This is a genomic window from Planifilum fimeticola (genome assembly GCF_003001905.1).
GTDB classification, from domain to species: Bacteria; Bacillota; Bacilli; order Thermoactinomycetales; family DSM-44946; genus Planifilum; species Planifilum fimeticola.
The window spans coordinates 167646-191947 of sequence record NZ_PVNE01000003.1 but is presented as its reverse complement, the minus strand read 5'-3'; the positions used below and the strand labels follow the sequence as shown (position 1 = coordinate 191947).

General features: G+C 57.5%; 26 protein-coding genes, 3 tRNA genes, 1 rRNA gene, 1 other RNA gene and 1 other annotated feature. Of the genes, 6 read left to right on the top strand and 25 right to left on the bottom strand.

Translation table 11 applies throughout. The annotated features are described in order from the left end of the window. Positions 1 to 65 (bottom strand): 16S ribosomal RNA (locus tag CLV97_RS03520); the annotation flags it as partial. A gap of 359 nt (positions 66 to 424) precedes the next feature. Here CLV97_RS03520 and yunB point away from each other — a divergent pair. Further along, positions 425 to 1114 carry a sporulation protein YunB gene (gene yunB, locus CLV97_RS03515; protein ID WP_106344122.1) on the top strand — a complete coding sequence of 230 codons (690 nt, stop codon included), beginning with the start codon at positions 425 to 427 and terminating at the stop codon, positions 1112 to 1114. Between the two features lie 54 nt (positions 1115 to 1168). Here yunB and CLV97_RS03510 read toward each other — a convergent pair whose 3' ends face one another. After that, positions 1169 to 1441 (bottom strand): pro-sigmaK processing inhibitor BofA family protein, encoded by a 273-nt coding sequence (locus tag CLV97_RS03510; RefSeq protein ID WP_245891349.1) that lies wholly within the window; start codon positions 1439 to 1441, stop codon positions 1169 to 1171. A 60-nt stretch (positions 1442 to 1501) separates the two neighbouring features. Continuing rightward, positions 1502 to 2200 (bottom strand): GntR family transcriptional regulator, encoded by a 699-nt coding sequence (locus CLV97_RS03505; protein WP_106344120.1) that lies wholly within the window; start codon positions 2198 to 2200, stop codon positions 1502 to 1504. 105 nt (positions 2201 to 2305) lie between these two features. Here CLV97_RS03505 and CLV97_RS03500 point away from each other — a divergent pair, with 105 nt between their 5' ends. Beyond that, positions 2306 to 3214 carry a DMT family transporter gene (locus CLV97_RS03500; protein WP_106344119.1) on the top strand — a complete coding sequence of 303 codons (909 nt, stop codon included), beginning with the start codon at positions 2306 to 2308 and terminating at the stop codon, positions 3212 to 3214. A gap of 15 nt (positions 3215 to 3229) precedes the next feature. Here CLV97_RS03500 and CLV97_RS03495 read toward each other — a convergent pair whose 3' ends face one another. From CLV97_RS03495 to CLV97_RS03430, 14 genes are all read right to left on the bottom strand, one after another. Next, the gene (locus CLV97_RS03495; protein WP_106344118.1) at positions 3230 to 4222 is read right to left on the bottom strand and encodes a CPBP family intramembrane glutamic endopeptidase; all 993 of its coding nucleotides are present in this window, start codon (positions 4220 to 4222) and stop codon (positions 3230 to 3232) included. Positions 4223 to 4344: 122 nt separating this feature from the next. Further along, positions 4345 to 4941, bottom strand: coding sequence for a recombination mediator RecR (gene recR / locus CLV97_RS03490; RefSeq protein ID WP_106344157.1), 597 nt, complete (start codon positions 4939 to 4941; stop codon positions 4345 to 4347). 37 nt (positions 4942 to 4978) lie between these two features. Then, the gene (locus tag CLV97_RS03485) at positions 4979 to 5290 is read right to left on the bottom strand and encodes a YbaB/EbfC family nucleoid-associated protein (RefSeq protein WP_106344117.1); all 312 of its coding nucleotides are present in this window, start codon (positions 5288 to 5290) and stop codon (positions 4979 to 4981) included. A 41-nt stretch (positions 5291 to 5331) separates the two neighbouring features. Then, the gene (dnaX, locus tag CLV97_RS03480) at positions 5332 to 7050 is read right to left on the bottom strand and encodes a DNA polymerase III subunit gamma/tau (RefSeq protein ID WP_106344156.1); all 1719 of its coding nucleotides are present in this window, start codon (positions 7048 to 7050) and stop codon (positions 5332 to 5334) included. Positions 7051 to 7171: 121 nt separating this feature from the next. After that, the gene (locus CLV97_RS03475) at positions 7172 to 7726 is read right to left on the bottom strand and encodes a hypothetical protein (RefSeq protein ID WP_106344116.1); all 555 of its coding nucleotides are present in this window, start codon (positions 7724 to 7726) and stop codon (positions 7172 to 7174) included. 176 nt (positions 7727 to 7902) lie between these two features. Further along, positions 7903 to 8169: signal recognition particle sRNA large type (ffs, locus tag CLV97_RS03470), an RNA gene on the bottom strand. A gap of 168 nt (positions 8170 to 8337) precedes the next feature. Further along, a complete protein-coding gene (locus tag CLV97_RS03465; protein ID WP_106344115.1) occupies positions 8338 to 9159 on the bottom strand; it encodes a TVP38/TMEM64 family protein in 822 nt (273 codons plus the stop codon). 314 nt (positions 9160 to 9473) lie between these two features. Continuing rightward, positions 9474 to 9566, bottom strand: a tRNA-Ser gene (locus tag CLV97_RS03460). A 101-nt stretch (positions 9567 to 9667) separates the two neighbouring features. Continuing rightward, the gene (gene tadA / locus CLV97_RS03455; RefSeq protein ID WP_281257574.1) at positions 9668 to 10162 is read right to left on the bottom strand and encodes a tRNA adenosine(34) deaminase TadA; all 495 of its coding nucleotides are present in this window, start codon (positions 10160 to 10162) and stop codon (positions 9668 to 9670) included. 36 nt (positions 10163 to 10198) lie between these two features. Continuing rightward, entirely contained in the window at positions 10199 to 10615 is a 417-nt protein-coding gene (locus CLV97_RS03450) for a Fur family transcriptional regulator (RefSeq protein WP_106344154.1), read from the bottom strand. Between the two features lie 79 nt (positions 10616 to 10694). Continuing rightward, a complete protein-coding gene (locus tag CLV97_RS03445) occupies positions 10695 to 11558 on the bottom strand; it encodes a metal ABC transporter permease (RefSeq protein ID WP_106344153.1) in 864 nt (287 codons plus the stop codon). Between the two features lie 47 nt (positions 11559 to 11605). Next, on the bottom strand, positions 11606 to 12379 hold the full coding sequence (locus CLV97_RS03440; RefSeq protein WP_106344114.1) for a metal ABC transporter ATP-binding protein: 774 nt from the start codon (positions 12377 to 12379) through the stop codon (positions 11606 to 11608). Between the two features lie 228 nt (positions 12380 to 12607). Next, positions 12608 to 12684 (bottom strand) — tRNA-Arg (locus tag CLV97_RS03435). 148 nt (positions 12685 to 12832) lie between these two features. Beyond that, positions 12833 to 13069: a hypothetical protein gene (locus CLV97_RS03430; RefSeq protein WP_106344113.1), complete on the bottom strand. Its 237-nt coding sequence runs from the start codon at positions 13067 to 13069 to the stop codon at positions 12833 to 12835. Positions 13070 to 13155: 86 nt separating this feature from the next. On the opposite strand from CLV97_RS03430, the gene CLV97_RS03425 reads away from it, so the two are divergent. Then, positions 13156 to 13350, top strand: coding sequence for a type II toxin-antitoxin system HicA family toxin (locus CLV97_RS03425; protein WP_106344152.1), 195 nt, complete (start codon positions 13156 to 13158; stop codon positions 13348 to 13350). Between the two features lie 42 nt (positions 13351 to 13392). Further along, positions 13393 to 13815 (top strand): type II toxin-antitoxin system HicB family antitoxin, encoded by a 423-nt coding sequence (locus CLV97_RS03420; RefSeq protein ID WP_106344112.1) that lies wholly within the window; start codon positions 13393 to 13395, stop codon positions 13813 to 13815. Positions 13816 to 14019: 204 nt separating this feature from the next. Here CLV97_RS03420 and asnB read toward each other — a convergent pair whose 3' ends face one another. After that, the gene (asnB, locus tag CLV97_RS03415; RefSeq protein ID WP_106344111.1) at positions 14020 to 15867 is read right to left on the bottom strand and encodes an asparagine synthase (glutamine-hydrolyzing); all 1848 of its coding nucleotides are present in this window, start codon (positions 15865 to 15867) and stop codon (positions 14020 to 14022) included. Between the two features lie 269 nt (positions 15868 to 16136). On the opposite strand from asnB, the gene CLV97_RS03410 reads away from it, so the two are divergent. Both CLV97_RS03410 and CLV97_RS03405 read left to right on the top strand, forming a co-directional pair. Further along, positions 16137 to 17018 (top strand): aminoglycoside 6-adenylyltransferase, encoded by an 882-nt coding sequence (locus CLV97_RS03410; RefSeq protein WP_106344110.1) that lies wholly within the window; start codon positions 16137 to 16139, stop codon positions 17016 to 17018. A 66-nt stretch (positions 17019 to 17084) separates the two neighbouring features. Continuing rightward, complete coding sequence (locus tag CLV97_RS03405) at positions 17085 to 17270, top strand: zinc-binding dehydrogenase (RefSeq protein ID WP_106344109.1); 186 nt, start codon at positions 17085 to 17087, stop codon at positions 17268 to 17270. Positions 17271 to 17284: 14 nt separating this feature from the next. Here CLV97_RS03405 and CLV97_RS03400 read toward each other — a convergent pair whose 3' ends face one another. From CLV97_RS03400 to CLV97_RS03370, 7 genes are all read right to left on the bottom strand, one after another. Continuing rightward, positions 17285 to 17932 (bottom strand): histidine phosphatase family protein, encoded by a 648-nt coding sequence (locus CLV97_RS03400; RefSeq protein WP_170070341.1) that lies wholly within the window; start codon positions 17930 to 17932, stop codon positions 17285 to 17287. Between the two features lie 201 nt (positions 17933 to 18133). Then, positions 18134 to 18586 carry an HIT family protein gene (locus tag CLV97_RS03395; protein ID WP_106344151.1) on the bottom strand — a complete coding sequence of 151 codons (453 nt, stop codon included), beginning with the start codon at positions 18584 to 18586 and terminating at the stop codon, positions 18134 to 18136. Positions 18587 to 19380: 794 nt separating this feature from the next. After that, positions 19381 to 19470, bottom strand: a tRNA-Ser gene (locus CLV97_RS03390). 149 nt (positions 19471 to 19619) lie between these two features. Beyond that, positions 19620 to 20897 carry a serine--tRNA ligase gene (serS, locus tag CLV97_RS03385; RefSeq protein WP_106344107.1) on the bottom strand — a complete coding sequence of 426 codons (1278 nt, stop codon included), beginning with the start codon at positions 20895 to 20897 and terminating at the stop codon, positions 19620 to 19622. Between the two features lie 37 nt (positions 20898 to 20934). After that, positions 20935 to 21165 (bottom strand) — a binding site (T-box leader). Between the two features lie 69 nt (positions 21166 to 21234). After that, on the bottom strand, positions 21235 to 21822 hold the full coding sequence (pdxT, locus tag CLV97_RS03380) for a pyridoxal 5'-phosphate synthase glutaminase subunit PdxT (RefSeq protein WP_106344106.1): 588 nt from the start codon (positions 21820 to 21822) through the stop codon (positions 21235 to 21237). 16 nt (positions 21823 to 21838) lie between these two features. Then, positions 21839 to 22774 (bottom strand): pyridoxal 5'-phosphate synthase lyase subunit PdxS, encoded by a 936-nt coding sequence (pdxS, locus tag CLV97_RS03375; RefSeq protein ID WP_106344105.1) that lies wholly within the window; start codon positions 22772 to 22774, stop codon positions 21839 to 21841. Positions 22775 to 22884: 110 nt separating this feature from the next. Next, positions 22885 to 24075 carry a D-alanyl-D-alanine carboxypeptidase family protein gene (locus tag CLV97_RS03370; protein WP_146130397.1) on the bottom strand — a complete coding sequence of 397 codons (1191 nt, stop codon included), beginning with the start codon at positions 24073 to 24075 and terminating at the stop codon, positions 22885 to 22887. Positions 24076 to 24302: the final 227 nt, after the last annotated feature.

Genomic DNA, 24302 nt, shown 5'->3' with positions numbered 1-24302 from the left:
CCGACTTGCATGTATTAGGCACGCCGCCAGCGTTCGTCCTGAGCCAGGATCAAACTCTCCTAAAAAAGTTTGATAGAGCTCAAAAGAATCACGGGTCCTTCTTTCGCTCTTCAGTTTTCAAGGAACGCTTTCTTCCTCGTTTCCGCCGCCTCTCTCGCGGCGACGGATTTAATCTTATCACGGTCAGTTCCGTTTGTCAACCACTTTTTTTCGGAGGCTTCGAAGGAATTTTTCCCCCGCCTCCCGCGCCGGAGGATTCCGTTCCTTCGGCGACGACAAGAACTACTATAACACGGTCATGATGCCCTGTCAACACGGGAATAATTTCCTTTTTTCGTGTGTGAGTCCGGCCGTGCCGGGCGTCGAATGAGGCAAATGGACAAACCGCCACGAATAAACTGTTGGACGAAGGAGGGAAGGACTCATGCGGATCCGCCGGAGGTTCCCCGTAAGGCCCGCCAATCCCTTCAGATGGTTATTATATGCCTTTTTAGTCCTCTTTTTTCTTTCCCTGCCCTTTTTGTATTCCGTCGAAAATCAGGCGGAAGAGAAGCTTTTGGACATCGCCCGTTCCGAGGTGAAAAACATCACCCAGTCCGCCGTGACCCAGGCCGTTCGGGAAGTGCAGCGAAATTACGCCAAGGATTTGAACAACTCCCTGATGGTCGCCAGGGACGAGCAGGGACGCATTCAATCGGTCCAGGTCAATCAGGAAGTGCAGGCCAAGTTGTACGAAACGCTGACGAAAACCATTCAGCGGGAACTGAAAAAGGCATCGCAGCATAAGACCATCGCCATCCCGCTGGGGACCGTGTTCGACAGCAAGCTGTTCGCGGATATGGGGCCCAACATCCCGCTGAAATATTGGCCCAAGGGGTCCACCCACATCGAGATGGAAGGGACCATGGAAAGCGGGGGAATCAACATGGTGATGATCAAACTGAACGTCCGGATCACCAGCGAGATGGTCATCCTCCTTCCGCGGCACGAAAGGACGATCCGAACCCGGCACAGCTATCCGATGGGTCAGTTGACGATCGTGGGGGACGTGCCCGAGTTTTACCTGGGCGGCCAGGGAGGTAAGAGTTCCATTCCGGTGATTCCCTCCAGATAAAAAAGCGGCATGAAGCATGCCTGTCGATCGTGGCGGGCTTTTCTTTTTTTCGAGTCATCCCCCGAGGAAAAAGATCTTGACCAGAACCAAGTACAGAAGCCCCGGCAACCCCAGCACACCGGTGATAAAGGCGGTGACCGGATTGATCGGAATCCGGAACTGCACCAGCTCTCCGGCCAAGTTGAGCAAAAACAAAACCAACGAGCCCACGGCGGTATAGATGATCCCGAACCAAAGCCATCTCAAGGGTCGAATCACCGAACGGCTCAATATCATGAAAAGGACGATCCCCCCTCCGGCGGCCAATCCCCACCATCCGATATCCAACGCCCTCCAACCCCCTTTGCCATCCATTCTTTGTACAAGCTTATGAGGGAGTTGGACGGGTTATTCCCCTTCCTGCCCTTCTCCTTCCTCCCTTTGCAGCCGGTCTGCGATTTCCCGCATCGGACGCAGCCAGTTTTGTTTCATGACGCGGGCGGCCTTCTCTTTGTCCCGGCTCTCCAGGGCATCGATGATCATGGCGTGCTCCTCGATGGACCGGCCGGGGGAAACCACCGCCCTCCGGATGAAGACGTACTTGAAGCGGCGCACATGCATCTGAAGCGTGGTGATAAAAGACGTCAAATAGGGATTGTCCGCCGCTTCGAGGATGGTCTGGTGAAACTGCTCGTCCAGGATGAGGGCTTCGTAAAACGACTTTTTCCCGAGAGCATCGGCAAACTTCTCGTTGGTGAGGCGAAGAGAGCGGATGTCCTCCTCCGTCACCCTATCGGCCGCCAATTCCGCGGCGGTGGCCTCCAGGGCGGCCAGGGGCGGATAAATCTTGTACACATCCTCCCTCCGAATCGGGGTCACCCTCGTCGCAGAACCGGGATGCATCTCGACAAACCCCTGCATTTCCAGGATCTGCAGCGCTTCCCGGACGGGCGTCCGGCTCACTCCCAGGGCCTCGGCCAGCTCGCAGTCCAAAATTTTTTCTCCGGGACGCAGTGTCCCTTCGATGATCCACCGCTGAATCTGCTCCAGGGCCCGTTGTTTGGCCGAGATTCGCTCCATTTTGGGAGCGTCTTTCGGTATCGGCATCGGTATCTTTTCCTCCCTTGTATCCAAAATCAAAATGCGATATATTGCATATAAGTCCAATGGTTGAAAATGGTTTGACAAATAAACCCTAAGGGGGATTCACCAATGGGGTGGAAGGATCTTCTTCGGCTCTTGCTCCTCGCCTCCCTGTGGGGAGCTTCTTTTCTGTTCATCCGGATCGCGGTGCCGCAGCTCGGCCCTTTCCTGCTGATGGATCTTCGCGTCCTGATCGGCTCGGTTGTGTTGTTTTTATACGCCCTCATCCTCCGCCGGCTTCCCGATCTCAAGCGGCGATGGAAGCAATACCTGATTCTTGGCACCATCAACAGCGCCATTCCCTTCACCCTGATCGCCGCATCCGAATTGTACATCACCTCATCCCTGGCCGCCATACTCAACGCGACCACTCCGATGTTCACCGCCGTCGTGGCGGCCCTCCGGCTGAAGGATCCCTTGACGCGGAAAAAGGGGGCCGGTCTGTTGCTGGGATTTATCGGCGTCGCCATCTTGGTGGGATGGAGCCCGATCCCCGTTGAGGAAAAGGTGCTGCTTTCCGTCGCAGCCATGCTGGCGGCCTCCTTCTGTTATGCCATCGGCGGGGTTTATGCCAAGAAGCATTTTCCCGACGCCCCCCCGCTGACAATGGCCATCGGCCAGCTCACCGGGGCGGCCGTCGCCCTTCTGCCCGCAGCAGCCGTCGCTCTTCCTTCCGCCCGGTTCACCGTCCTCGGGACGGCCGCCACCTTGGGCTTGGCCATCCTTTCGACGGCAGCGGCCTATATCCTCTACTTCCGGCTGCTCCGTGACGTCGGACCGACACAGACCATGACCGTCACCTTTCTCGTCCCTCTATTCAGCCTGCTGTGGGGAGCCCTTCTGCTGGACGAGCCCGTGGGGGCCGGCGCGATCATCGGCTTTCTCCTGATCTGTACCGGCATCATCTTTGTCGCCGATTTGAAACCGGGCTTGGGCCGGTCCTCCGCCCAAGCCCGCCCCGAAAAACATTCCCTTTGAAGGCCGGTCTCTTCGTCATGACAGAAGGTCCAGGATGACGGAAACGGAGTTGTTGACGACGTGGAACAGGATCGGCGCCCACAGGTTGCGGAAAACGGCCCGCAGGATTCCGAGAATCAAACCCAGCACCAACAGCGGGGCGAACATGACCACGTCCACGTGGAACAGGGTGAAGAGGAGAGAAGTGAGAAGGATGCTCGCCGGCTGGCCGATCCTCTCCGCCAGGGACTGCTGCAGGACCCCCCGGAACATCACCTCTTCACCGACGGGGCCGATCATCCCCACCAGCAGCCCTTGACTGAGAAGGGCCAGCCAGCCGCTCTGCCCCGCCTCCCCGATCTCCCGTGAAATGCTCTCCTCCCGCCAGGATACGAGTTCCAGGGAAAAATATCTTGCGACGGGCTCAGTCACCAAGGGATCGAGAAAAAGGTAGACGAGGACGTACAATCCCCCCACCGTCGCAATCATCGAAACCCATCCGCCCGGGGAGGCTCCGCGGAATCCGTAACGGTCGAAACCGCCGCGAAAAAGGAACAGAAAGGCGAGGATCATGATGGCGTGGGGGGCGACCGGAAGCAGGTGCTGATGAACAAATCCCCGGACATCCTCCGGAACAAACTCCGCCAACAGGGCGACGGCGGTGATCAGACACTCAACCCAGGCGAAATAGTAGACGACGTCCCGGAGAGGGAGGGAACGGATCCATCCCTTTCTCTCATGGGCAAAATGGGTCCAGACACCGGTGATCAGAAACGCGAGGGCCGCCGCCAGATTGAACAGCGCCCAGAGTAGAGTGAAGCCCGCCAAGAGGACACTTTCCTCGCCGTCCTCCGTGATTCGCCACAACCCCTTTTCCGTCCATTCCCACTCAAGGGATGCCCATTCCAGGGGAATAAGATAAAAGAAGGCGATGCAGAGGGCCCAAGCAGCCATCGAACGGATCCGTCCGGAAACGGTATCCGGGGGCTCCGTCCGATGGATGGGGCCGAGCGCCGGGAGATCGGACAATGATAACAACTCCTCCGAGGAAGATCGTTCGTCAGGGTTCGCCCGCAAACTCCGAGGTCACCGACGGATCACACTTCTATTGTAGTATGAGAAGTCCTGGGACATGACACCGGATCCGCAGCTTACAACTCCCGACGACCCTCCAGGGCTTTGGTCAGCGTCACTTCGTCGGCGTATTCCAGATCTCCTCCCACAGGCAGACCGTGGGCGATCCGGGTGACGCGCAGGCCGAAGGGCTTGACCAGCTTTGACAGGTACATCGCCGTCGCTTCTCCTTCGATGTTGGGATTGGTGGCCAGGATCAGTTCCTGGACCTCGTCCTTCTCCAGCCGTTTCAACAGCTCGGGGATGCGCAGATCCTCAGGACCGATTCCCTCCATCGGCGAAATGGCTCCGTGGAGCACATGATACAGTCCGTTGTATTCCCGGGTCCGCTCCATCGCGATCACGTCCCGGGGATCCTGAACGACGCAGATGACGGACCGATCCCGGTTTTTGTCGCTGCAGATGGCGCACACTTCCTTGTCCGTGATGTTGCTGCAGACGGAACAGGTGTGCAGATCCCGCTTCGCCCGGACCAGCGCCTTGGCCAGGTCCATCACGTCTTCCTCGTCCATCCCCAATACGAAAAAAGCCAGGCGTTGGGCCGTCTTCGGTCCAATACCCGGCAGCCGCATAAAGGCTTCGATCAGCTTCGCAATCGGTTCCGGTACATACACCATCAGGCCACTCCCGCTTCAGTATCTCTTTCTTCCATTAAAACAGCCCCGGCAAATTGAGACCGCCCGTCAATTTGCCCAGATCCTTGGCGACCAAGTCGTCGACCTGCTTCATCGCCTCGTTGAAGGCTGCGGTGATCAGATCCTGCAACATCTCCACATCCTCCGGATCCACCGCCTCGGGGGCAATCTCCACCCCCAGCACCTGCTTGTGCCCGTTCATCCGAACCTTGACCACGCCGCCGCCCGCGGTGCCCTCCACTTCCTTCCGGGCCAGCTCCTCCTGGGCCTTCGCCATCTGGGCCTGCATTTTTTTTACCTGTTTCATCATCTGATTCATGTTTCGCACGTTTCGGTTCCCTCCTGCAGGTTATTGACGGTCCAACACCTTCAATCGGTGATTTCGACCAGGTCTTTCCCGAAGATCTCCACCGCCTGCCGGACCATGTCTTCCCCTTCCGCACTCCCTTCCTTTTTCGAAGGGGAAGGGGCCGATTCCTCCTCCCGGCCGCCGGACGGTTGATCGCCGAACTCCTGCCACTCGTCCCGCATCACGGTGATCAGCCGGAGGGGAGAGCCCAACACCTCCGCCATCACCTTTTCGATCAGCGATTTGTGGGATTCCTTCTCCGTCGTCTCCCGATGGATCGAGTTCTTGAAGGCGACGATCACCGCATCCTGCGTGGCTGCCACCGGCTCGCCGTCGATCAGCCAGGCGTGCACGGTGATCTTTTGCTCCTTGACCCGGGCAAGTACCTCCGGCCAATGCCGACGAACCTCCTCCGTCCGCTTCGGATCGATGTCCCGGAACGATTTCCCCTCGCCCGCGGGCTGCCTTCCCGATGAAGGTGCGGGTCGCTCGGAAGGCGGAGCCGCCGCACCTCCGGAGGCGGAACCCGGATGGAAGGCCGCCTTCTCCAATTCTTTGATCTTCCGCTCCAGCAGGCGAATCCGCTCCCCGAGGGCTTCGGTGGGCGGGGCGGCCTCGGCACGCGCCATCTCCCTGGCTGCCGCCTGTTCCGCAGCCGCCGGATGACAAAGCTCCACCACCGCCATCTCCAGGACCACCCGGGCATGGGGAGTCCATTTCATTTTCTGGGCCGCCTGGATCAGCACCTCCAGCATGCGGTTCAGCATCCCCGGAGAAAAGCGGTCGGCCAAGCGCTCCCAGGATTCATCCCCTCCGATCCGATCCCGCAGATCCGGCAGGTTCGGCGCCGTGCGCAGGAGGAGGAGATCCCGGCCGGAATCGATCATGTCGTCGATCAGGCGCTGCGGCTCCGTCCCCTCCCTGATCAATCCGTCGACGCGATCCAGAACCGTCTGGGCATCCCCCTCCGCCAGGCCCTTCCACAGTTCGGCCAGGGTGGACCGTGACGTGAAGCCGGTGACCGCCAGCACCGTCGACTCCTCCACCCGGCCGTCGGCATAGGCGAGCACCTGATCCAACAGGCTGAGGGCATCCCGCATGCCGCCGTCCGCCGCCCGGGCGATCGTCGCCAGGGCCGCTTCGTCAACTTCGACGGACTGGGCATCGCAGATGCGGCGCAAGTGGCGGACGATTTCGCGGAAGGAGATCCGGTGAAAGGGGAAGTGCTGGCAGCGGGACCGGATGGTCTGGGGCAGCTTGTGGGGTTCCGTCGTGGCGAGGATGAAGATGACGTGATCCGGCGGCTCCTCCAGGGTTTTCAACAGGGCGTTAAAGGCCTCCGTGGTCAGCATGTGCACCTCATCCACGATATACACCTTGTAACGCACTTCCGTCGGGGCAAACTTCACCTTGTCCCGCAAATCCCGGATTTCATCCACGCCCCGGTTGGAGGCCGCATCGATCTCCACCACATCCATCAGGGAGCCCTCCGCGATCCGCCGGCACGGTTCGCATCGGTTGCACGGCTCGGGCGCCGGGCCCTCAAGGCAATTGACGGCCTTGGCGAAGATTTTGGCCGTGCTGGTCTTCCCCGTTCCCCGGGGCCCGCTGAACAGATAGGCGTGGGAAAAGCGTTTTTCTTTCAGTGCATTCTTCAACGTGCGGGTGACGTGTTCCTGACCGACCAGATCCGCAAAGCTCTGCGAACGCCACACGCGGTACAATGCCCGATAAGTCACTTTGAACACTCCAGCTGTCGCGGCCTTTTTTCACGAAAAAAGCACGCCATGTTCGGTATTTTCATCATACTACAGTCGGAGCCGTTTTTCCAAAGGGGACGATGGGGCTGTTTGAGTCAAATTAGGGAATCATTTCTTCGGCAACAACTTCGCTGATCTGCTCCCCGTCATGGGCGTTGTAATCCTTTTTCTCAAAATAAATGGCCGGGAAGCGGTGGATTCCATTGGCCGTCAGGCCGTACTCGATGAGATCGTCGACGGTCTTGTCGTCCTTGTAATATTCCACATTGTACACAATGTAGTTCTTGGACTCGATCCTTCCATAAATCGCGTTAATGTCGGGATCGTCCTTGTGTTTCTCCACCAGGTCCGCAAAAAAGCGCTTGGCCTGGTCCACGCTGACGGTTTCGTCCGTCTCCACATCTGCGTGTAAAACGCGCCCCTCTTCGACTTTACTTTTGCTGAATCGGGCTTTAAAATCCGGAATTCCGCTCCGGCTCACACCCAGCGCATGGAAAGCATCGGAGGGTTTATTCGGATCTGTCACTTCTTGGGCATTGTCCGAAGATTTTCCCGGCTTCTCCGCCGGATTTCCCTTCTCCGCGTCGGGAATCTGACAAGAAACAAGAAAAAAGATTGCCACTCCCATCACCAACATACGGAGGACCCGATCCATTATTTCCACCTTCCTATAATATTTGACGATTCCGATTAATTATCCCATAAATATAGCAAGGTGAAAAGATCGACCACCACGCGTTGGAACCATATATTTCCACATCAATAGCAAAAGAAAAGACCGCTCCGCTGATGGAACAAAACGGTCATGGTCACAAAAGGCAAATATGTATACCGTGCACCTGTCGTCGATCCTCCCCGCCCGGGCGGGCACCGTTCATTCGGCTCAGACCAGGCACCCCTGCGGCACACAGGAGGGCTTCCTTAGTGCTGCTTCCGTCAGGACCTGACACGGTTCGGAAGTTCCTGTTGCGCAGGACCCGATCGTCAGCGCCTCCTGAAACGGTCCGGACCCCACACGAAAAGGACCTCGGACAGGCATCGACCCCGTTATCGCGGATTACGGGTTACAGGGCACCGCGAGCTCCCCGTCTAGCACGGCATCTAATATTTTAACACACATCCCCATCCGCTACAAATGGAAAATGGTTCACGGACCGGATGGCCCTCCGGGGCGGAAGCTTTTCAAAGGGGGCACCCGGCGGAAAAATTTTATTCGGGGGAGCGAAGCGGAGACACAATTTAGGATTATAAGCGCTTGGTCCTCCTTTATCCACTGCCGTTTGTACTGTAAATGGGACCGGACGCGGCCAATTGGAACATCAGAATCGCCAGGACAACCGCGATGCAAGCCGTGATGAGGATGTTCACTTTCTTGGCGGCCCAGGTTTGTTTCAAGAACGCGATCCGATCCGGATGCTCTGCAAATTTTCGAATCCATCCCCTTTTCGACCAGATGTACACATAAATGAGGAGGATCGCAGCCAAAGTGACCAGCAGGAGATTGATATTTTCAAACGTGATTGCGCTCCCGGTAAAACTGAGGACGGCATTTTCCGGCAAACGGCCGACCAGGGAGATCAATAGCAACCGGCGAACCGGGATGAGGGTAAGCCCTGCAATAAACGAAAGAATGTCGTCGGGGAAGCCCGGGAGGAGGTACATCAGAAAAAAGACAAATGCGCCTTTTTCCCTGGTCAGATGGTCGAATTTCCGGAGCAAATGGGGGCGCACGAAACGAATCACGAAGGGCCTTCCCAGCTTCCGGGCAAATGCGAAAATGAGGGCGGATCCCATCATCGCACCGATCATGGTATACAAAAGCCCGATCCAAGAACCGAATAGGTATCCGCCAATCAATGCCGTAATTTGGCCGGGGAGCGGGGCGATCAACATCTGGGCGATTTGCAGCAGGATGAACATGGCGGGTCCCCAGGCACCGGCATCAAGGATCCACCGCTCCACTTGTTTTGGATCACCCATCGCTGAAAAAAACGGCCAGCCGAAATAAAGCACTCCGCCGACTCCAACGGCCAGCAGCGTTATGACGATCCATCTTGGACCTAAATTTCGATCCGTGTCCCGATTCATCAGAATTCCCCTTTCCCCGACAGTCCAGTTTGGAGCGTTTTGTGACGGGAATCCTCCCCACACCGCCTTCCAAGTAGTCCTCCGTGCAGGTTCGATTGTAGCAAACCGCCTCCTTATCCGACTCGGACCGAGGTCCGTAATCCTCTACGGTAGGGGTCGGATGTTGTTTGCACAAAAAAAGAAGCCGCCCAAAAGCTGGACGACTTCTTTTTCGGTGACAGGATGCTTTAGTCAAGTAAAGGTTTGCAATTCGTTTGCAATTAACCAATTCCTGGGTTTCGGTCTCGTCACCTGAATGCCGAAAAACCTTGATATGGCGGAGAGGGTGGGATTCGAACCCACGGTACGGGGGTTGCCCGTACAACGGTTTTCGAGACCGCCTCCTTCAACCACTCGGACACCTCTCCACGGCATGTGAAAATCCCCAGTGCGCGTATTGCCCGGGACAATTTCATATTATAAAAGCAATCATCGCCGGACGTCAAGAGGGAAACAGAGGCAAAAGGATTCATCCGTTCCCTTTGCGGCTTCCTCCGCGCAGCCCCCGGAAAAAGTTCGTGAGAAGCGATCCGCCCTCCTCGGCCAACACCCCGGGTACCACCTGAGCCTGATGGTTGAACCGTCCGTCCGTCAGCAGGTTCATCAGCGTTCCGGCACATCCCCCCTTGGGATCGGATGCTCCGAAAACCACCCGTTCGATCCGGGACTGGAGGATGGCCCCGGCGCACATGGGACACGGTTCCAAGGTGACGTAGAGGCTGCAGCCGATCAGCCTCCAACCGCCCAGCCGCTCCGCCGCCTCCCGGATGGCGATCATCTCGGCATGGGCCGTGGGATCCCGGTCCGTTTCCCGGCGGTTGTGGCCCCTCCCCACGATGTCCCCATCCCGGACAATCACCGCGCCGATGGGCACTTCGCCGATCTCCGCAGCTTTTTTGGCCTCCTCCAGCGCTTCCTTCATCCACCGCTCATCGGCGGACAACCCTTGTTCCAAATCCTTCACCGCCCTGTTCGCTCCTGATACTCGGGGACCGCGAGATCACTGGTTCCCGCACTCGGCGCAGCGGCCGTAGATTTCAAACTTGTGCCCCGTGATCTCAAAATCTTCGGGTTTGCCCAGAATGGCGTTCATCGGACAGATGTGAATCGTCCGGGTCCTGCCGCACTCGGTGCAGATCAGATGGTGATGGTGCCGGTCCTCTTCGCACCGAAACCGGTAGCGCCGCTCCCCTTCCCATTCCGTCCCCTCCAGGATGCCCAGTTTCTCGAACAGGGATAAATTCCGATAAACGGTGTCGAGGCTGAGTCCCGGGTAATCCTTCGACAGGCAGCTTTGCACCTCTTTGGCCGACAGGTATCGATCTTGCTTGGCAAACAGCCGGACGATCGACTCCCGCTTTCCCGTATATTTGTACCCTTTGCTTTTCAACCGTTCCAGGGCTTCACCGTAATCCACCGGGTATCGCTCCCATCCTGCAAAGGCTCCCACTCCATATCCATTCCCCCGCGGGGAGAAAATCCACCTTTTCTCCTATTCAAACATCAGACTGCCGGGATTTCAAGATCAGAAGGCGCCGAATCCGTTTGGCCGCGAGGATCGAAACCAGGATCAGCACGGAAACGAGGACAATGGTCCCCCCCGACGACCAGTCCAGATAGTAGGCGGCCGCCAGCCCGCACAGCACGGCCGACTCGGAGAACAGCAGGGAATAAAGGATCGTCCGCCGAAAACTGCCCGAGATCTGCAGGGCGGAGGCGACGGGGAGGGTCATCAGGGCGGATACCAGCAAAATGCCGACGACGCGGATCGAGGCGGCGATGACGAGGGCCACCGCGAAGGAAAAGAGCAGATTGATCCACCGGTGGGGAATCCCCGAGATCACCGCACTTTCCTCATCGAAGGAAAGGGCGAACAGCTCCTTGTAAAAGAGATAAATCACGGCCAGAACCAGCCCGGCCGCCGCGATCATCCACCAGAGCTCGTCCTCCCCGACGGCCAGGATGCTCCCGAAGAGATAACCGGCCACGTCAACGTTAAACCCGTCGGCGGCGCTGATCAGGACCACGCCGAGTCCGATCCCCCCGGAGAGGACCACCGGGATGGCCAACTCCTGGTAGGTCCGGTAAAGGCGGCGCAGCTGCTCCACAAACATCGCTCCGCCGATGGAGAAGACCATTCCCACATGGAGAGGGCTGACCTGTTGAAAAAGGGGGACATGTTTCTGCAACAACAGCCCGGCGGCCACTCCGGACAGGGTGACGTGAGCCAGGGCGTCGGCGATCAGAGAAAGGCGGCGCACCACCAGAAAAATCCCCACCAGCGGGGAAATCAAGCCGACAATGAGCCCCGCCAGCACCGCCCTCCGCATGAAATCGTAGTTCAGGATCATTTCCCACATCCCGTTCGCGCTTTGCCGCACTGCCCCCTTTCCCGGAACGGTCAGACTCAAACTCGGATTTCTTCCCCTGGGACGCGCGAAGCATGCGAAACGTCCCTCCCATCTTCCACCCACAAGACCTCCCCGCGACGGGCGGCAAACTCCTGCGGAGTCCCGCAAAAACGGATTCGCCGGTTCAACAGGGCAATCCGATCCACCGCGGCGGTGATTTCATCGATATCGTGCGTGATCAGCAGGATCGTCAGATCCTCCTCCCGGTGAAGCCGATCGAGCAGCCGATAAAACTGATTCACCGATTCCGCATCGACTCCCACCGTCGGTTCGTCCAGAATCAACAGCTCGGGACGACTCACCAGCGCACGGGCGATGAAGGTGCGCTGTTGCTGCCCGCCGGACAGGCGCCCGATGTTGGCCCCGGCAATGTCGGACAACCCCAGCCGCTCCAGGGTGTCCCGGATCAAGGCCCGTTCCTTCTTTCCGATCCGGCGAAACAGGCCGAGCTTGCCGGTGAGGCCGCTGGCCACCACCTCGTATACCGTCGCCGGGAACCCCAGGTTGAAGCTGTTGGACTTTTGGGACACATACCCGATCCGGTGCCACTTTCGAAACTTCTCCACCGGCTCGCCGAACAGATAAACGCTTCCGGCATCCGGAGACAGACGGCCGAGGGACAGCTGGACGAGTGTCGATTTTCCCGAACCGTTCGGCCCGATCAAGCCGAGAAATTCCCCGGCGGCCACCTCCAGATCGATCCCTTCCAAAACGGGGTGGCGATCGTAGGAAAAGGTAACCCCGGACAGGCGAAGAACCGCTTCACGCATGGCACAACCCTTCTTCCCTGATCCTACCTCCGAGAGAAAAAACCGGATTCAATCCGATTCATCCCTTTGTCTCCAACATAAAAACGCTGATCATGAAACAATCATGGATCATTATATCCCATGATCGCCGCCTTGTAAATCGGAATCACTCCGTTTTTCTTCGTCCCTCCAGGGAACAAAAAACGAGCCCCTCCCCAAAGGGAGAAAGGCTCGATCGCTTTGCACGGATGGTGCGCCCGAGAGGACTCGAACCTCCGACACGCGGTTTAGGAAACCGCTGCTCTATCCTGCTGAGCTACGGGCGCGCGTCATGGAGCGCAAAGCATTTTTCCGTATTAGCTATATGCGCGCGCGGCCTCGTTGTTGACACGCATTCCTCCGCCGAAAACAGGCGGACAAGTTCGTCCGTATTGTAACACGGGAAGGGACTAACAGTCAAATCATCGCAGTCGCCTACCTTCTAGGCGATTCTCCCTTCAATTGCGATTCCATACCGCAATTTGCCTTGAGACAAAGAAACGGCTCGACGCGAAAATAAAGGTCACCGATCCCCGTCACCAACCGCAGATACTTTTGACCTGACTTGTACACCTTGTATGTGACCACCTCGCCGGTCTCCAAGTCCCGGCCTTCCACTTGGCCGCCGTCTTCAAAAGTCTGAATAAACTCCACCTCACAAGACAATTGCATCGGATCACACCGCCTGAAAAAATCTCATACACCCATTGACACGTATTTAATACGTGTTATAATGTAATTGAAGGGAGGGATACCAAATACCGTTATCATCAAGGGAGGTTATCAAGAAACTAAAGGATGATGGTTGGTATCTCGTCAAGGTCAAAGGTGACCACCACCACTTCAAGCACCCAGTAAAACCAGGAAAGGTCACCGTCCCGCACCCAGTAAAGAACCTAAAAAAGGGAACCATCCGAGGCATCGAACGACAATCCGGGGTCAAACTCCTCTGACCCCGGTCCTTCCCTTCAATCCAACCCAAAGGAGTGTATGCGATGAAGAAGAAAGACATCTACGTATATCCGGCGATCTTTCACTACGACGATAGCCCAGGAATCGGTGTTACTTTCCCGGATCTGCCGGGGTGCGTATCCCACGGCGATGATGAGGACCATGCATATAAAATGGCGCAGGAAGCGCTGGGCCTCCACCTCTATAGCATGGAAGAAGATGGAGACGAGATCCCGGATCCCACTCCAATTAAAGACCTTCGTCTTGAAGACTATTTAGAGGATGGAGAAAAAGGCATCGTCGTGCTGGTAAGCGTCAATATGAAACCAGTCCGCAAAGAACTGGACACGCGAGCTGTTAAGAAAACCCTAACCATCCCCAAATGGCTGAATGACTTGGCCGAAGAAGAAAAAATCAACTTTTCCCATGTCCTCCAACAGGCATTAAAAGAGCGCCTAGGCGTATAAATCAGCGCCTGGCGCGATGCCGATCCATAAAATGGGTTTCACAGCTTCCTCTCCCTTCAAATTCCCCCGGCGCATCCGGATGGATCACACATAATCCTTCCCGCGTACTCTGCTGCGTTCCATTATACTCCATCCATCCACGCGGCCACAAAAAAGCCTCTCCGAAGAGAGGCGACAAAGAAGAATCGGGTCTATCCACCGCCTTCAACGAATCACCACGCCGTACTCCCTCATCCAGGCATCCAACTGGATGAAATAGGCAAACAGCTGAGGCACGTTCATCAGCTGGCCGAACCAGGGGAGATGCAGTTCCCCGAGATCCCTGCGATCTGCAAAGCGGCGGATTTCCTCCACATGGAGGATATCCCGGAGTGGAGAGGCCGGATCCTCAATCCGGCGCAGGGCCTCGCTTCGCACCGCTTCCAGATAGGCGGGATTGTGGGTTTTCGGGAAGGGGCTCTTGCGCCGCATCCGCACATCCTCCGGAAGCAAATCCGACACGGCCCTCCGCAGCAAACCCTTTTCCCGTCCATCGCAGCTCTTCATCGACCAGGGGACGTTCCACACATATTCCACCAGCCGGTGATCGCAGAAGGGAACCCGCACCTCCAGGCCGAACGCCATGCTCATCCGGTCTTTCCGGTCCAGCAGGACCGGCATCCAACGGGTCAGGCAGAGATAAAACAGTTCGCGCATCCGCGCTTCCCTCGGCGTCTCTCCGGGCAGCCGCGGAACTTCCTCCAGGGCCTCCCGGTACCGGTCCGCCACGTACTCCTCCGCCCGAATCCGGGAAACCACCTCCGGAGAGAAAAAGCGGATTCGATCCCGGATCAGCCGGGACCAGGGAAAGGTTTCCGCCCGGATCAATTCCTCCCGGTGAAACCACGGGTAGCCGCCGAAGACCTCATCGGCGCACTCGCCGGAAAGGATCACCGTCACCTCTTTTTTGATCTCCCGGCTGAAGAGATACAGGGAAGAATCCACATCGGTCATTCCCGGAAGATCCCGGGCGCGCATCGCGGGAATCAGTGCGGAGGCCAGCTCTTCCGTGTCGATGATGACCGTATGATGGACGGAACCGAGATGCTCCGCCATCCGGCGCACCCAGGGGGCGTCGGAATTGGGTTGAAACTCGTTGGGACGAAAATATTCTTCATTCCCGGCGTAATCGACGGAAAAGGTGTGGAGCGGCCCTTTCCCCTCCTCTTCAAACACCTTGGCCATCGTCGCGGAAATGGAGCTGGAATCCAAACCGCCGGAGAGCATCGCTCCCACCGGCACATCCGAAACCAATTGCCGGCGGACCGAGTCCTGAAACAGTTCCCGCACCCGCTCCACGGTGGTGTCCAGGTCCTCCGGATGGGCGTGGCTGACCAGCTTCCAGTAGGACTGGATTTGGAGGCCGTTCCGGTCGAAGCGCAGCCAGAACCCCGGCCGGAGCTCCTCCACCCCGCGGAAGACCCCGTGTCCCGGCGTCCTTCCCGGTCCCATCGCCAAAACCTCCGCCAGTCCCTCCTCATCCACTTCCGGACGAACCGCAGGATGAGCCAAGATCGCCTTCAGTTCCGAACCGAAAATCAATCCGTCACCCCTGCGGGCGAAAAACAGGGGTTTCACCCCGATCCGGTCCCGGGCGGCATACAGGGACTGCGAAGCATCGTCCCAGATGGCGAAGGCAAAGATCCCGTTGAGGTGCCGGGGGCAGTCCACCCCCCACTCCGCATAGGCGGCCAGAATCAACTCGGTATCGGAACGGGAGGTCAGCACGTGTCCCCGCGTCTCCAATTCCCTGCGCAGTTCCGGCATGTTGTACAATTCGCCGTTGTAGGTGATCACGTAGGTCCGGCCGCCGTAGCGGCGAACCATCGGCTGCGCTCCTCCCTCCGGATCGATCACCACCAACCGCCGGTGGACCAGCGCCGCGTGTTTGGAAAGCCAAATCCCCTCGTCATCCGGCCCCCGACAGGCCATCGCCTGGTTCATCTCCTTCAGAACGGAGCGCTCCCGACTCACAGGTTTCTCCCAGTCGATCCAGCCCGCAATTCCGCACATGGACACCAACCTCCCATCGCCCGAATCCTAGTTTCCGCACAACCCGTTCCCCTATGGGCCCGTGCCTTTATATCCTATGATCCGGATGGGATATTGTTCCTTCTCTCGGAGAACTGACGATTCCGTCCTCGTCGACCGCGTCCTTCAGCGACGCGTTTCACGGCAAAAAGGGACAGAACGGATTCCCCGTCATTTGCCGCAGAAACAGGGGAAAAATCAACTGACGAGAAGAAGAAAAAAGTCTATCGGGGACGCAGGGGGGAATCGGCTTGAGAAGCGAAAAGGAAATGATGGACCTGATTTTGGGCGTGGCTCAACGGGATGAACGGATCCGGGCGGTCTACATGACGGGTTCAAGGGCCAATCCCGATGCTCCCAAGGATATTTTCCAGGATTATGATGTGGTTTATGTCGTGGAGGAAACCGCCTCCCTCATCAGGGAGAAAAACTGGATTCGCGTTTTTGGGGATTTGCTCATGCTGCAGGAGCCCGACAAAAATGACAAGCTGGATGTCAATGTGGATTTTGACCGCTCCTACGCCTATCTCATGCTCTTTGCGGATGGAAATCGGTTGGATCTTCGCCTTCAAACAAAAGAAGCGATGCGGGAGGAATACGGAAAGGACAAGCTGGCCGTCCCGCTGATGGATAAAGACGGTTGTCTCCCGCCCGTCCCCCCTCCGACAGATTCCGAATATCACGTGAAAAGGCCGACAGAGCAACACTTCCTGAGATGCTGCAACAATTTTTGGTGGTGTCTGCAAAACGTCGCGAAGGGAATCTGGCGCGATGAATTGCCCTATGCAAAACACATGTTTGAATCGGTGGTCAGGTTGGAACTGGACGAGATGGTTTCCTGGTGGATCGGGACGAGACGCGACTTTCGGGTTTCAATGGGAAAGATGGGAAAGTACTTCAAAAAGTATCTTCCGACACCGTACTGGGATATGTATCGCGCCACCTATTCCGACGCAGATCTCGACAACTTCTGGGATTCCGTCTTCGCCGCCTGCAGTCTGTTTCGAACCCTGGCCAAGGAGGTGGCGGATGCCCTTTCGTTTCCATACCCGGCGGATGACGATGCCAACATGACGAAATACCTGAAACGGGTGCGAAATCTGCCTGCCGATGCAACGGGGATTTTTGATTAATAAATTGGGAGGAAATTGAAAGATTGTCTCCATCATCGGATTTCCGGATGCAAATTTGGCTGAGCAATACAAACGGGCAGGCAGCCGGATGGAAAACAGTTGGCGGAGATTGCCGCATTGTTGGAAAAAGAAATCATTCAACCCGTTGTGACCCAGGTTTTTTCTCTGGATGAAATCGTCAAAGCCCATGAAACAAGTGAAACCGGACATGTTCGCGGGAAAATCGGGATTCACATTCTTTCAACAGGGTGATGGTATTGCCGTGTTCACCTATCCCGTGGATGAAACTTTTGTGGCAAAGTTTCCAGATGCGATGTGTCGTTCAACCTGACTATCGTGCGACAGCCGTGTTTATCCTGTCTCAGCTGAACGATACAGCATGGTTCAAGCTCATACATAATGTTTGCCAGATGATGGTCTTCGTGGATCCCTAGCCAATGGTTAATGATACATATCATCGAATTGGAGTGTGACACCATGACTGCAAGATCTTCCTGTTCATCTTGTATCCGATTCATGAATCGACATATGCGGTGATGCATCATGCGCCAACTTTCCCCTTCTGCATAGGGAATCCAGTCGATTGCCGGTTCGGAAAACGGGTTTTCAATCGCATGCGCCTCCTCTAAAGTTAAGTTTTTGGCTATTCCGTTGTTCAATTCGCGGAGCTCCCATTCAACCTGTGGTTCTTTTCCGATGATGTTGCCAATGATTTGGGCTGTCTCAAGCGCCCTCTTAAGATCGCTGGAATAAAACCGATATTCCCGACCAACCAACATTTCCTTAAGGCGGTAACCGGTGGCGACAGCCTGTTGACGCCCAAATTTTGTCAACGGCAAATCAGACCAACCGCCAGTGATCCCTTTGACGTGATGCTCTGATTGCCCATGTCTGATGATGATCAATTCTTTCATTTGTCTCTCTCCAATCATCCTGCAGAGATTTTGGATTGATTCCGCCCTGAAGAATGGCGCCGCGCACAAAAACCTTCGTCATATCGCGAAGGTTCCGGAACGATCCGGACGGAAAATCGCGATTCGCTTCGAAAACACTTTGAAAGCCGGGGTGATCCCCGGCCTGAGTCATCATGCTCCACTTCATAAAGCGACGGGCTGTCAATGATCGTCCTTCAGCCATTTTCTCAACCGGTCGACCAATTCCTCGATTTCCCGGAGTCCTCCCCGCGGTGCTTCCGGCCACTCGTTGACCCGCACTCCCCAGTATTCCCTGGGCGTACCCGGATACCGCGGAACCACGTGGACGTGCAAATGGGGAACGTTGTGCCCCATCACAAAGGAATAGACGTGTTCCGCCCCCTCGGAGGCCTTCAGGGCGGCGGCCAGGCGGTTGATCCACAGCCCTACGGCCCGGGCCTCCGCATCGGTGAGCTCCCCCCAACCCGGGAGATGCCGCTTCGTCTCGATCATCAGATGACCCGAGTAGACCTTCTCCTTTCCCAAAAAAGGCGCATGATAGATGTACAAGTGCTCATCTTCCCAGAGTGGGCCGATCTCCCCCTGCACTTCCCCGCGGTGTTTTTTGCAGATGAAGCAAGGGCCGGATCTCATGCCAGCCTCCATCCTTTCATTCGCTTCATTTGAAATCATCATCCGCATTTTTTCATTTCCTGTCAACATTCCGAAAAAGGATTTCCCGAAGGCAGATGGACGCCATTCTGCCGCGAACACGCAAAAAGAAGCCTCCGGAAATGGGGCGGCTTCTATATTAGGGGTAAGGATAAAAACGCTTTGGCGGAGTGAAGGTTTGCGATTCGTTCGCAATCCCTTGGATTCCCCGCATTTTTGTATCCCAAAATCCCGAAAACCCTTGACATACTTGGTGAAGAAGTCGGGATCCGGACCGACGAAGAGCGTGACGACCGGCGGTTTTCAAGTTGACCGGACGTGGGGTCAATGCCGTTTTTTGACGGTCCCCGAAATGCCTCGAAAAGGCGGATGTTTGCGAGGATGGACGATGTTTTTTACACAACTGATTCGGCATTGACATATATTATATTTTACGGCTATTTTTATCCGGAAACAATTTTCGGGTATGGAGGGTGTTTATGGAATTACTGGCGTTTTTACTGAACATGATCGTCTCACAGTCCGGGGCGAACGATTGGCACTAAAAATCGATGATGGGCCACGCCGGGTTCCTACCCGGCTTTCTTTTTGCCTTCGATTCCCGGTCTGGAGCTTCCGAACATGCAAAAAGAAGCCGCCCGGAAATGGGGCGACTTCGTATTTGGAAATAGGGAATGATCACTTTAGCGGGGTAAAGGTTTGCAATTTGTTTGCAATCCCCTTTATTTCCCGCTTTCCAGGGACACCCCTGGAAAGCGGGAAACCCTTGATATACTTGGCGGAGAGGGTGGGATTCGAACCCACGGAGGGCGTGAGCCCTCGGCGGTTTTCAAGACCGCTGCCTTAAACCACTCGACCACCTCTCCATCTTACGAATCACTGTGATATTATACCCGGTTTCCTAAAAAAGTCAAGGCCCGCCACCGCCCCCTCTCGAGGCGGCGGCGGGAGAAGACGGGAAAAACGGCATGCTACATACAGATCCCCGAAAAGCTGAAGAGTTGCCGGCCCTCCCTCAAGGGGAGATCCGCTCCATGCCGCCCATGTAGGGGCGAAGCACTTCCGGGATGAGGATGCTGCCGTCTTCCTGCTGAAAGTTTTCCAGGATGGCGGCCACGGTCCGGCCGATCGCCAGACCCGATCCGTTCAGGGTGTGGACAAACTCCGGTTTGGCCTTCGGTTCCCTGCGGAAGCGGATGTTGGCGCGACGGGCCTGGAAATCCTCGAAGTTGCTGCAGGAGGAGATTTCCCGGTAGGTTCCGTAGCTGGGCATCCAGACTTCCAGATCGTACTTCTTGCTCTGGGCAAACCCGATGTCCGCGGTGCACATCAGCACCACCCGGTAGGGAAGCTTAAGCTGCTGAAGTACCGCCTCCGCATCCTTTACGAGCGCTTCCAATTCTTCATAGGAGTCCTCGGGACGGACCAGCTTCACCAACTCCACCTTGTTAAACTGGTGAAGGCGGATCAGCCCCCGGGTGTCCCGGCCGGCGGCCCCGGCCTCGGACCGGAAACAGGCGCTGAAGGCGGCGTACTTTTTGGGCAGTTCCTCCGCCGACAGGATCTCGCCCCGGTGATAGTTGGTCACGGGAACCTCCGCGGTCGGGATCAGGTAGTAGTCGCTGTCGGCGACGGCAAAGGAATCCTCGGCAAACTTGGGAAGTTGACCGGTTCCGATCATGCTGTCGCGCCCCACCATATAGGGCGGAATCATTTCCGTGTAGCCGTGCTTCTCGATGTGCAGGTCGAGCATGAAGTTCATCAGGGCCCGCTCCAGACGGGCTCCGGCCCCCTTGTAAAAGACGAAGCGGGAACCGGTCACCCGGCCGGCCCGTTCAAAGTCCAAGAGATCCAGCTCCCGCGCCAATTCCCAGTGGGGTTTCGGCTCAAAGGCGAACTTCGGAATCTCCCCCCAATGGCGGACGGGGACGTTGTCCTCCTCGGAATCGCCGACGGGGACGCTCTCGTGGGGAATGTTGGGCAGGGTGAGGAGGACGGATTCCAACTCCTCCTCCACTTGGCGCAGCTCCTGGTCCAGTTCCTTGATCCGCTCCCCCACCTGGCGCATTTCGGCGATCTCCCGGGAGGCGTCTTCCTTCTGCTTCTTTTTTCGGGCGATCTCCTTGGACACGGTGTTGCGCTTGTTTTTCAGCTGTTCGCTCTCCTGGAGCAGCTCGCGGCGCCGCCGGTCCAGGCCGGCGAAATCATCCAAGCCGCTGATGTCTTCTCCGCGGTGCTTCAACTTTTCCCGCACTTCATCCAAGCGGTTGCGCAGCAATTTCACATCCAGCATGGCGATCCCTCCTTCAAACAATAAAGCCTTCCGCCATCAAAGGGACGGAAGGCCCGCGTTGCCACCCTTATTGACCGGGAAAAAACGCATACCCGATCCACCTCTGGACGGGATAACGGCCGTCGATCCGGTCGACGCTTCTGCGGCTTCCGCCGCTTTCGCGCACGGCTCCGAGAGGGATTCCCCGGCGGAGCGGGGCGGTTTGCACCGACCACCGCCTCTCTGCTGCCGCTCCCTTCCGGTTACTGGTTCTCATCCTCGCCTTTGAAATATGGCTCTTCTTTTCATTGTATCCCGGACAAAGCCGGAAAAACCCCGTTTCCGCCCATCCCCCGCCTCAGATTGCCCTGACGGAGGAAGCTTCCCGAACCATCTCGACGAAGAAGGCGTGCATCCGAACATCGTCGGTCAGTTCCGGATGGAAGGCGGAAGCCAGCAGGTGACCCTGCCGCACGGCGACAATCTTGTCATCGATCCGGGACAGCACATCCACTCCGGGGCCCGCTTCGGTGATGTAAGGAGCCCGGATGAAAACGGCCCGGAAATCGTCGGCCACCCCGGCCACGGGGAGATCCGCTTCGAAGCTCTCCCGCTGACGGCCGAAGGCATTGCGCCGGACGGTGATATCCATGAGCGCCAGGTGAGTCGATTCCGCCCCCTCGATCCGCTTGGCCAGCAGGATGAGGCCGGCGCAGGTTCCGAACAGGGGCTTGCCGGACGCGGCCATCTCCCGGATCGGGTCAAACAGCCCGTATTGATGCATCAGTTTGCTGATCGTCGTCGATTCACCGCCGGGAATGACCAAACCGTCCAAATCGGCCAGCTGTTCGGGCCGTTTCACCGCGGCGGCCTCCGCCCCCGCACGCTCCAGCATGCGGAGGTGTTCCCGAACGGCTCCCTGCAGCGCGAGCACGCCGATCTTCATGCTGTCATTCCTCCTATTACCAGCCCCGCTCCTGCATCCGTTCCGCTTCGGTGAGGGTGGAAATTTCGATTCCCGGCATCGCCGATCCCAACCCCTTGGACAGCTCGGCGATCAGTCCGAAATCTTCGTAGTGGGTCGTCGCTTGGACGATGGCCTTCGCGTATTTTTCCGGGTTCTCGGATTTGAAGATTCCCGAACCGACAAAGACGCCGTCGGCACCCAGGTGCATCATGAGCGCGGCATCCGCCGGAGTGGCGATTCCGCCGGCGGCAAAGTTGACCACGGGAAGTCGGCCGGTCTCATGCACCTGCAGCAGCAGATCGTAGGGCGCTCCCAGCTTTTTCGCCTCGGCCATCAGTTCGTCCCGGGACATGGACTGCACCTTGCGGATCTGGGACATCATCATGCGCATGTGGCGCACCGCCTCGACCACGTTGCCCGTTCCCGGCTCTCCCTTGGTCCGGATCATCGAAGCCCCTTCCCCGATCCGGCGCAGGGCTTCGCCCAGATCGCGGGCACCGCAGACGAAGGGGACCGTAAATTGCTTCTTGTCGATGTGGTACACTTCGTCGGCGGGAGTGAGCACTTCGCTCTCGTCGATGTAGTCCACTCCCAGGGCCTCCAGGAGACGGGCTTCGACGAAGTGGCCGATGCGCGCCTTGGCCATCACCGGAATGCTGACCGCGTTCATCACTTCCTCGATCACGCGGGGATCGGCCATCCGGGCCACGCCGCCGGCAGCGCGGATATCCGCCGGAACCCGCTCCAGGGCCATAACGGCGACCGCTCCCGCCTCTTCGGCGATTTTCGCCTGCTCCGCGTTGACGACGTCCATGATGACGCCGCCCTTCTGCATTTCCGCCATCCCCCGCTTGACCCGATCGGTTCCCGTTTCATATGCCTTTTCGACACCGGCAGCGGTGCCGTTCCTCGTTTCAACATTAGCGGACATCGCTCCATCCTCCCGTCTCTCGAGCAAATAGATTCCCCAGCTCAGGTATTTCTTCAATACAAGTATTGTAACGGAACCACCGGAAATTGACAACCAACGGGAGGGGGCTTTCAGTCGAACCAGCCGCTGATCGTATCGCCCAATTTCCGGAAAAAGAGGCGGACCCAACCGGCCTCTTCCACCGATTCCCGAACCACCAGCCGGACCGGTTCCACGCCGGGAATCTTCTTGCCATCATAGAGAACCGTCACTTCCGCCACCGGCGTCCCCGCCGTCAGCGGCGCGACCACCTTTCGGGTGTAAGTGATGCGGAAGGTGTACTTCTTCATCTGATCCTTGCGGACGGGAAGCACGAGGGTACGGTCGGCGGCGACGGCCACATCACGGGCCACCCCGTTGGGGACGGGAATCCTTTCCATGTAGCCGGGCACGGGCTTGTCCTCGAAAATCAGGGATTTCAAGGCAAAGTTTTCAAAGCCTGCGTCCAGAAGGCGGCGCGTTTCCTGAAAGCGGGCGCTCTGGGAACCCGTCCCCATCACCACGGTAACGAGTCGCATCCCGTCCCGCTCGGCGGTTCCGGCAAAGCAGTATCCCGCTTCGTTGGTAAATCCCGTCTTCACCCCGTCCAAGCCGTGATAGGCCTGGGACATCCCCGGGAGCATCCAGTTCCAGTTGGAATACTCCCTCCCCCGGAAGGTGATCCGGGGCTTGGAGATGATCTCCTTCGCCTCGGGAAAATCCAGGAGAAGCCGCCGGGCGAGATTCGCCGCATCCCGGGCGGACATCACGTGTTTTCCCTCCGCTTTCGGCGGGTCGGGATAGCTGGCCTCGTTCAATCCCGTGCTGTTCCGGAAGTGGGTGTTGGTCATTTCCAGTTCCTTCGCCTTCTCGTTCATCCATTTGACGAAGGTCTCCTCGCTGCCCGCCAGATGTTCCGCCAGGGCGACCGCGGCGTCATTGGCGGAATAGACGGCCATCGCCTCAAACAACTGGCGAATCGTCCACTCCTCGCCGGCGACCAAGTAAACCTGGGCCTCATCGATGCCGGCGGCGCGGGCGCTGATGCGCACCCGGTCCTCCCATCCGATCTCCCCCGAGCGGATCTTCTCCAACACCAGATACTCGGTCATCATCTTGGTCATGCTGGCGGGGGGAAGCGGCTCGTCCGCCCGGCGGGCGTCCAACACGAGCCCGGTTTCAAACTCCATCACCACGTGGGCCTTGGCCCTCACTTCCGGAAAAGGTTCCGCCGCCAGAGCCGGGACGGGAGCCGCCATGAACCCCAGAAAAAGAATCATCATCAAAAAACCTGCTGCTTTTTTGACCGACAGGGGGAAAAGGCGACCTCTCAAAAAAACTTCACCTCCGAAGACCGTTTCCAACCGCCAACCGGGCTTGAAAACGGCGCGGGAGGCGAGGATCTTCGACACGCCCTGCGGCGCCGATGCTATGTACGAATCCCGTTTTTCCGCCGTCTTCACCCGATCGATTTTCAGTTTACTAGATTCCGGAGAGAAAGAAAATCGGG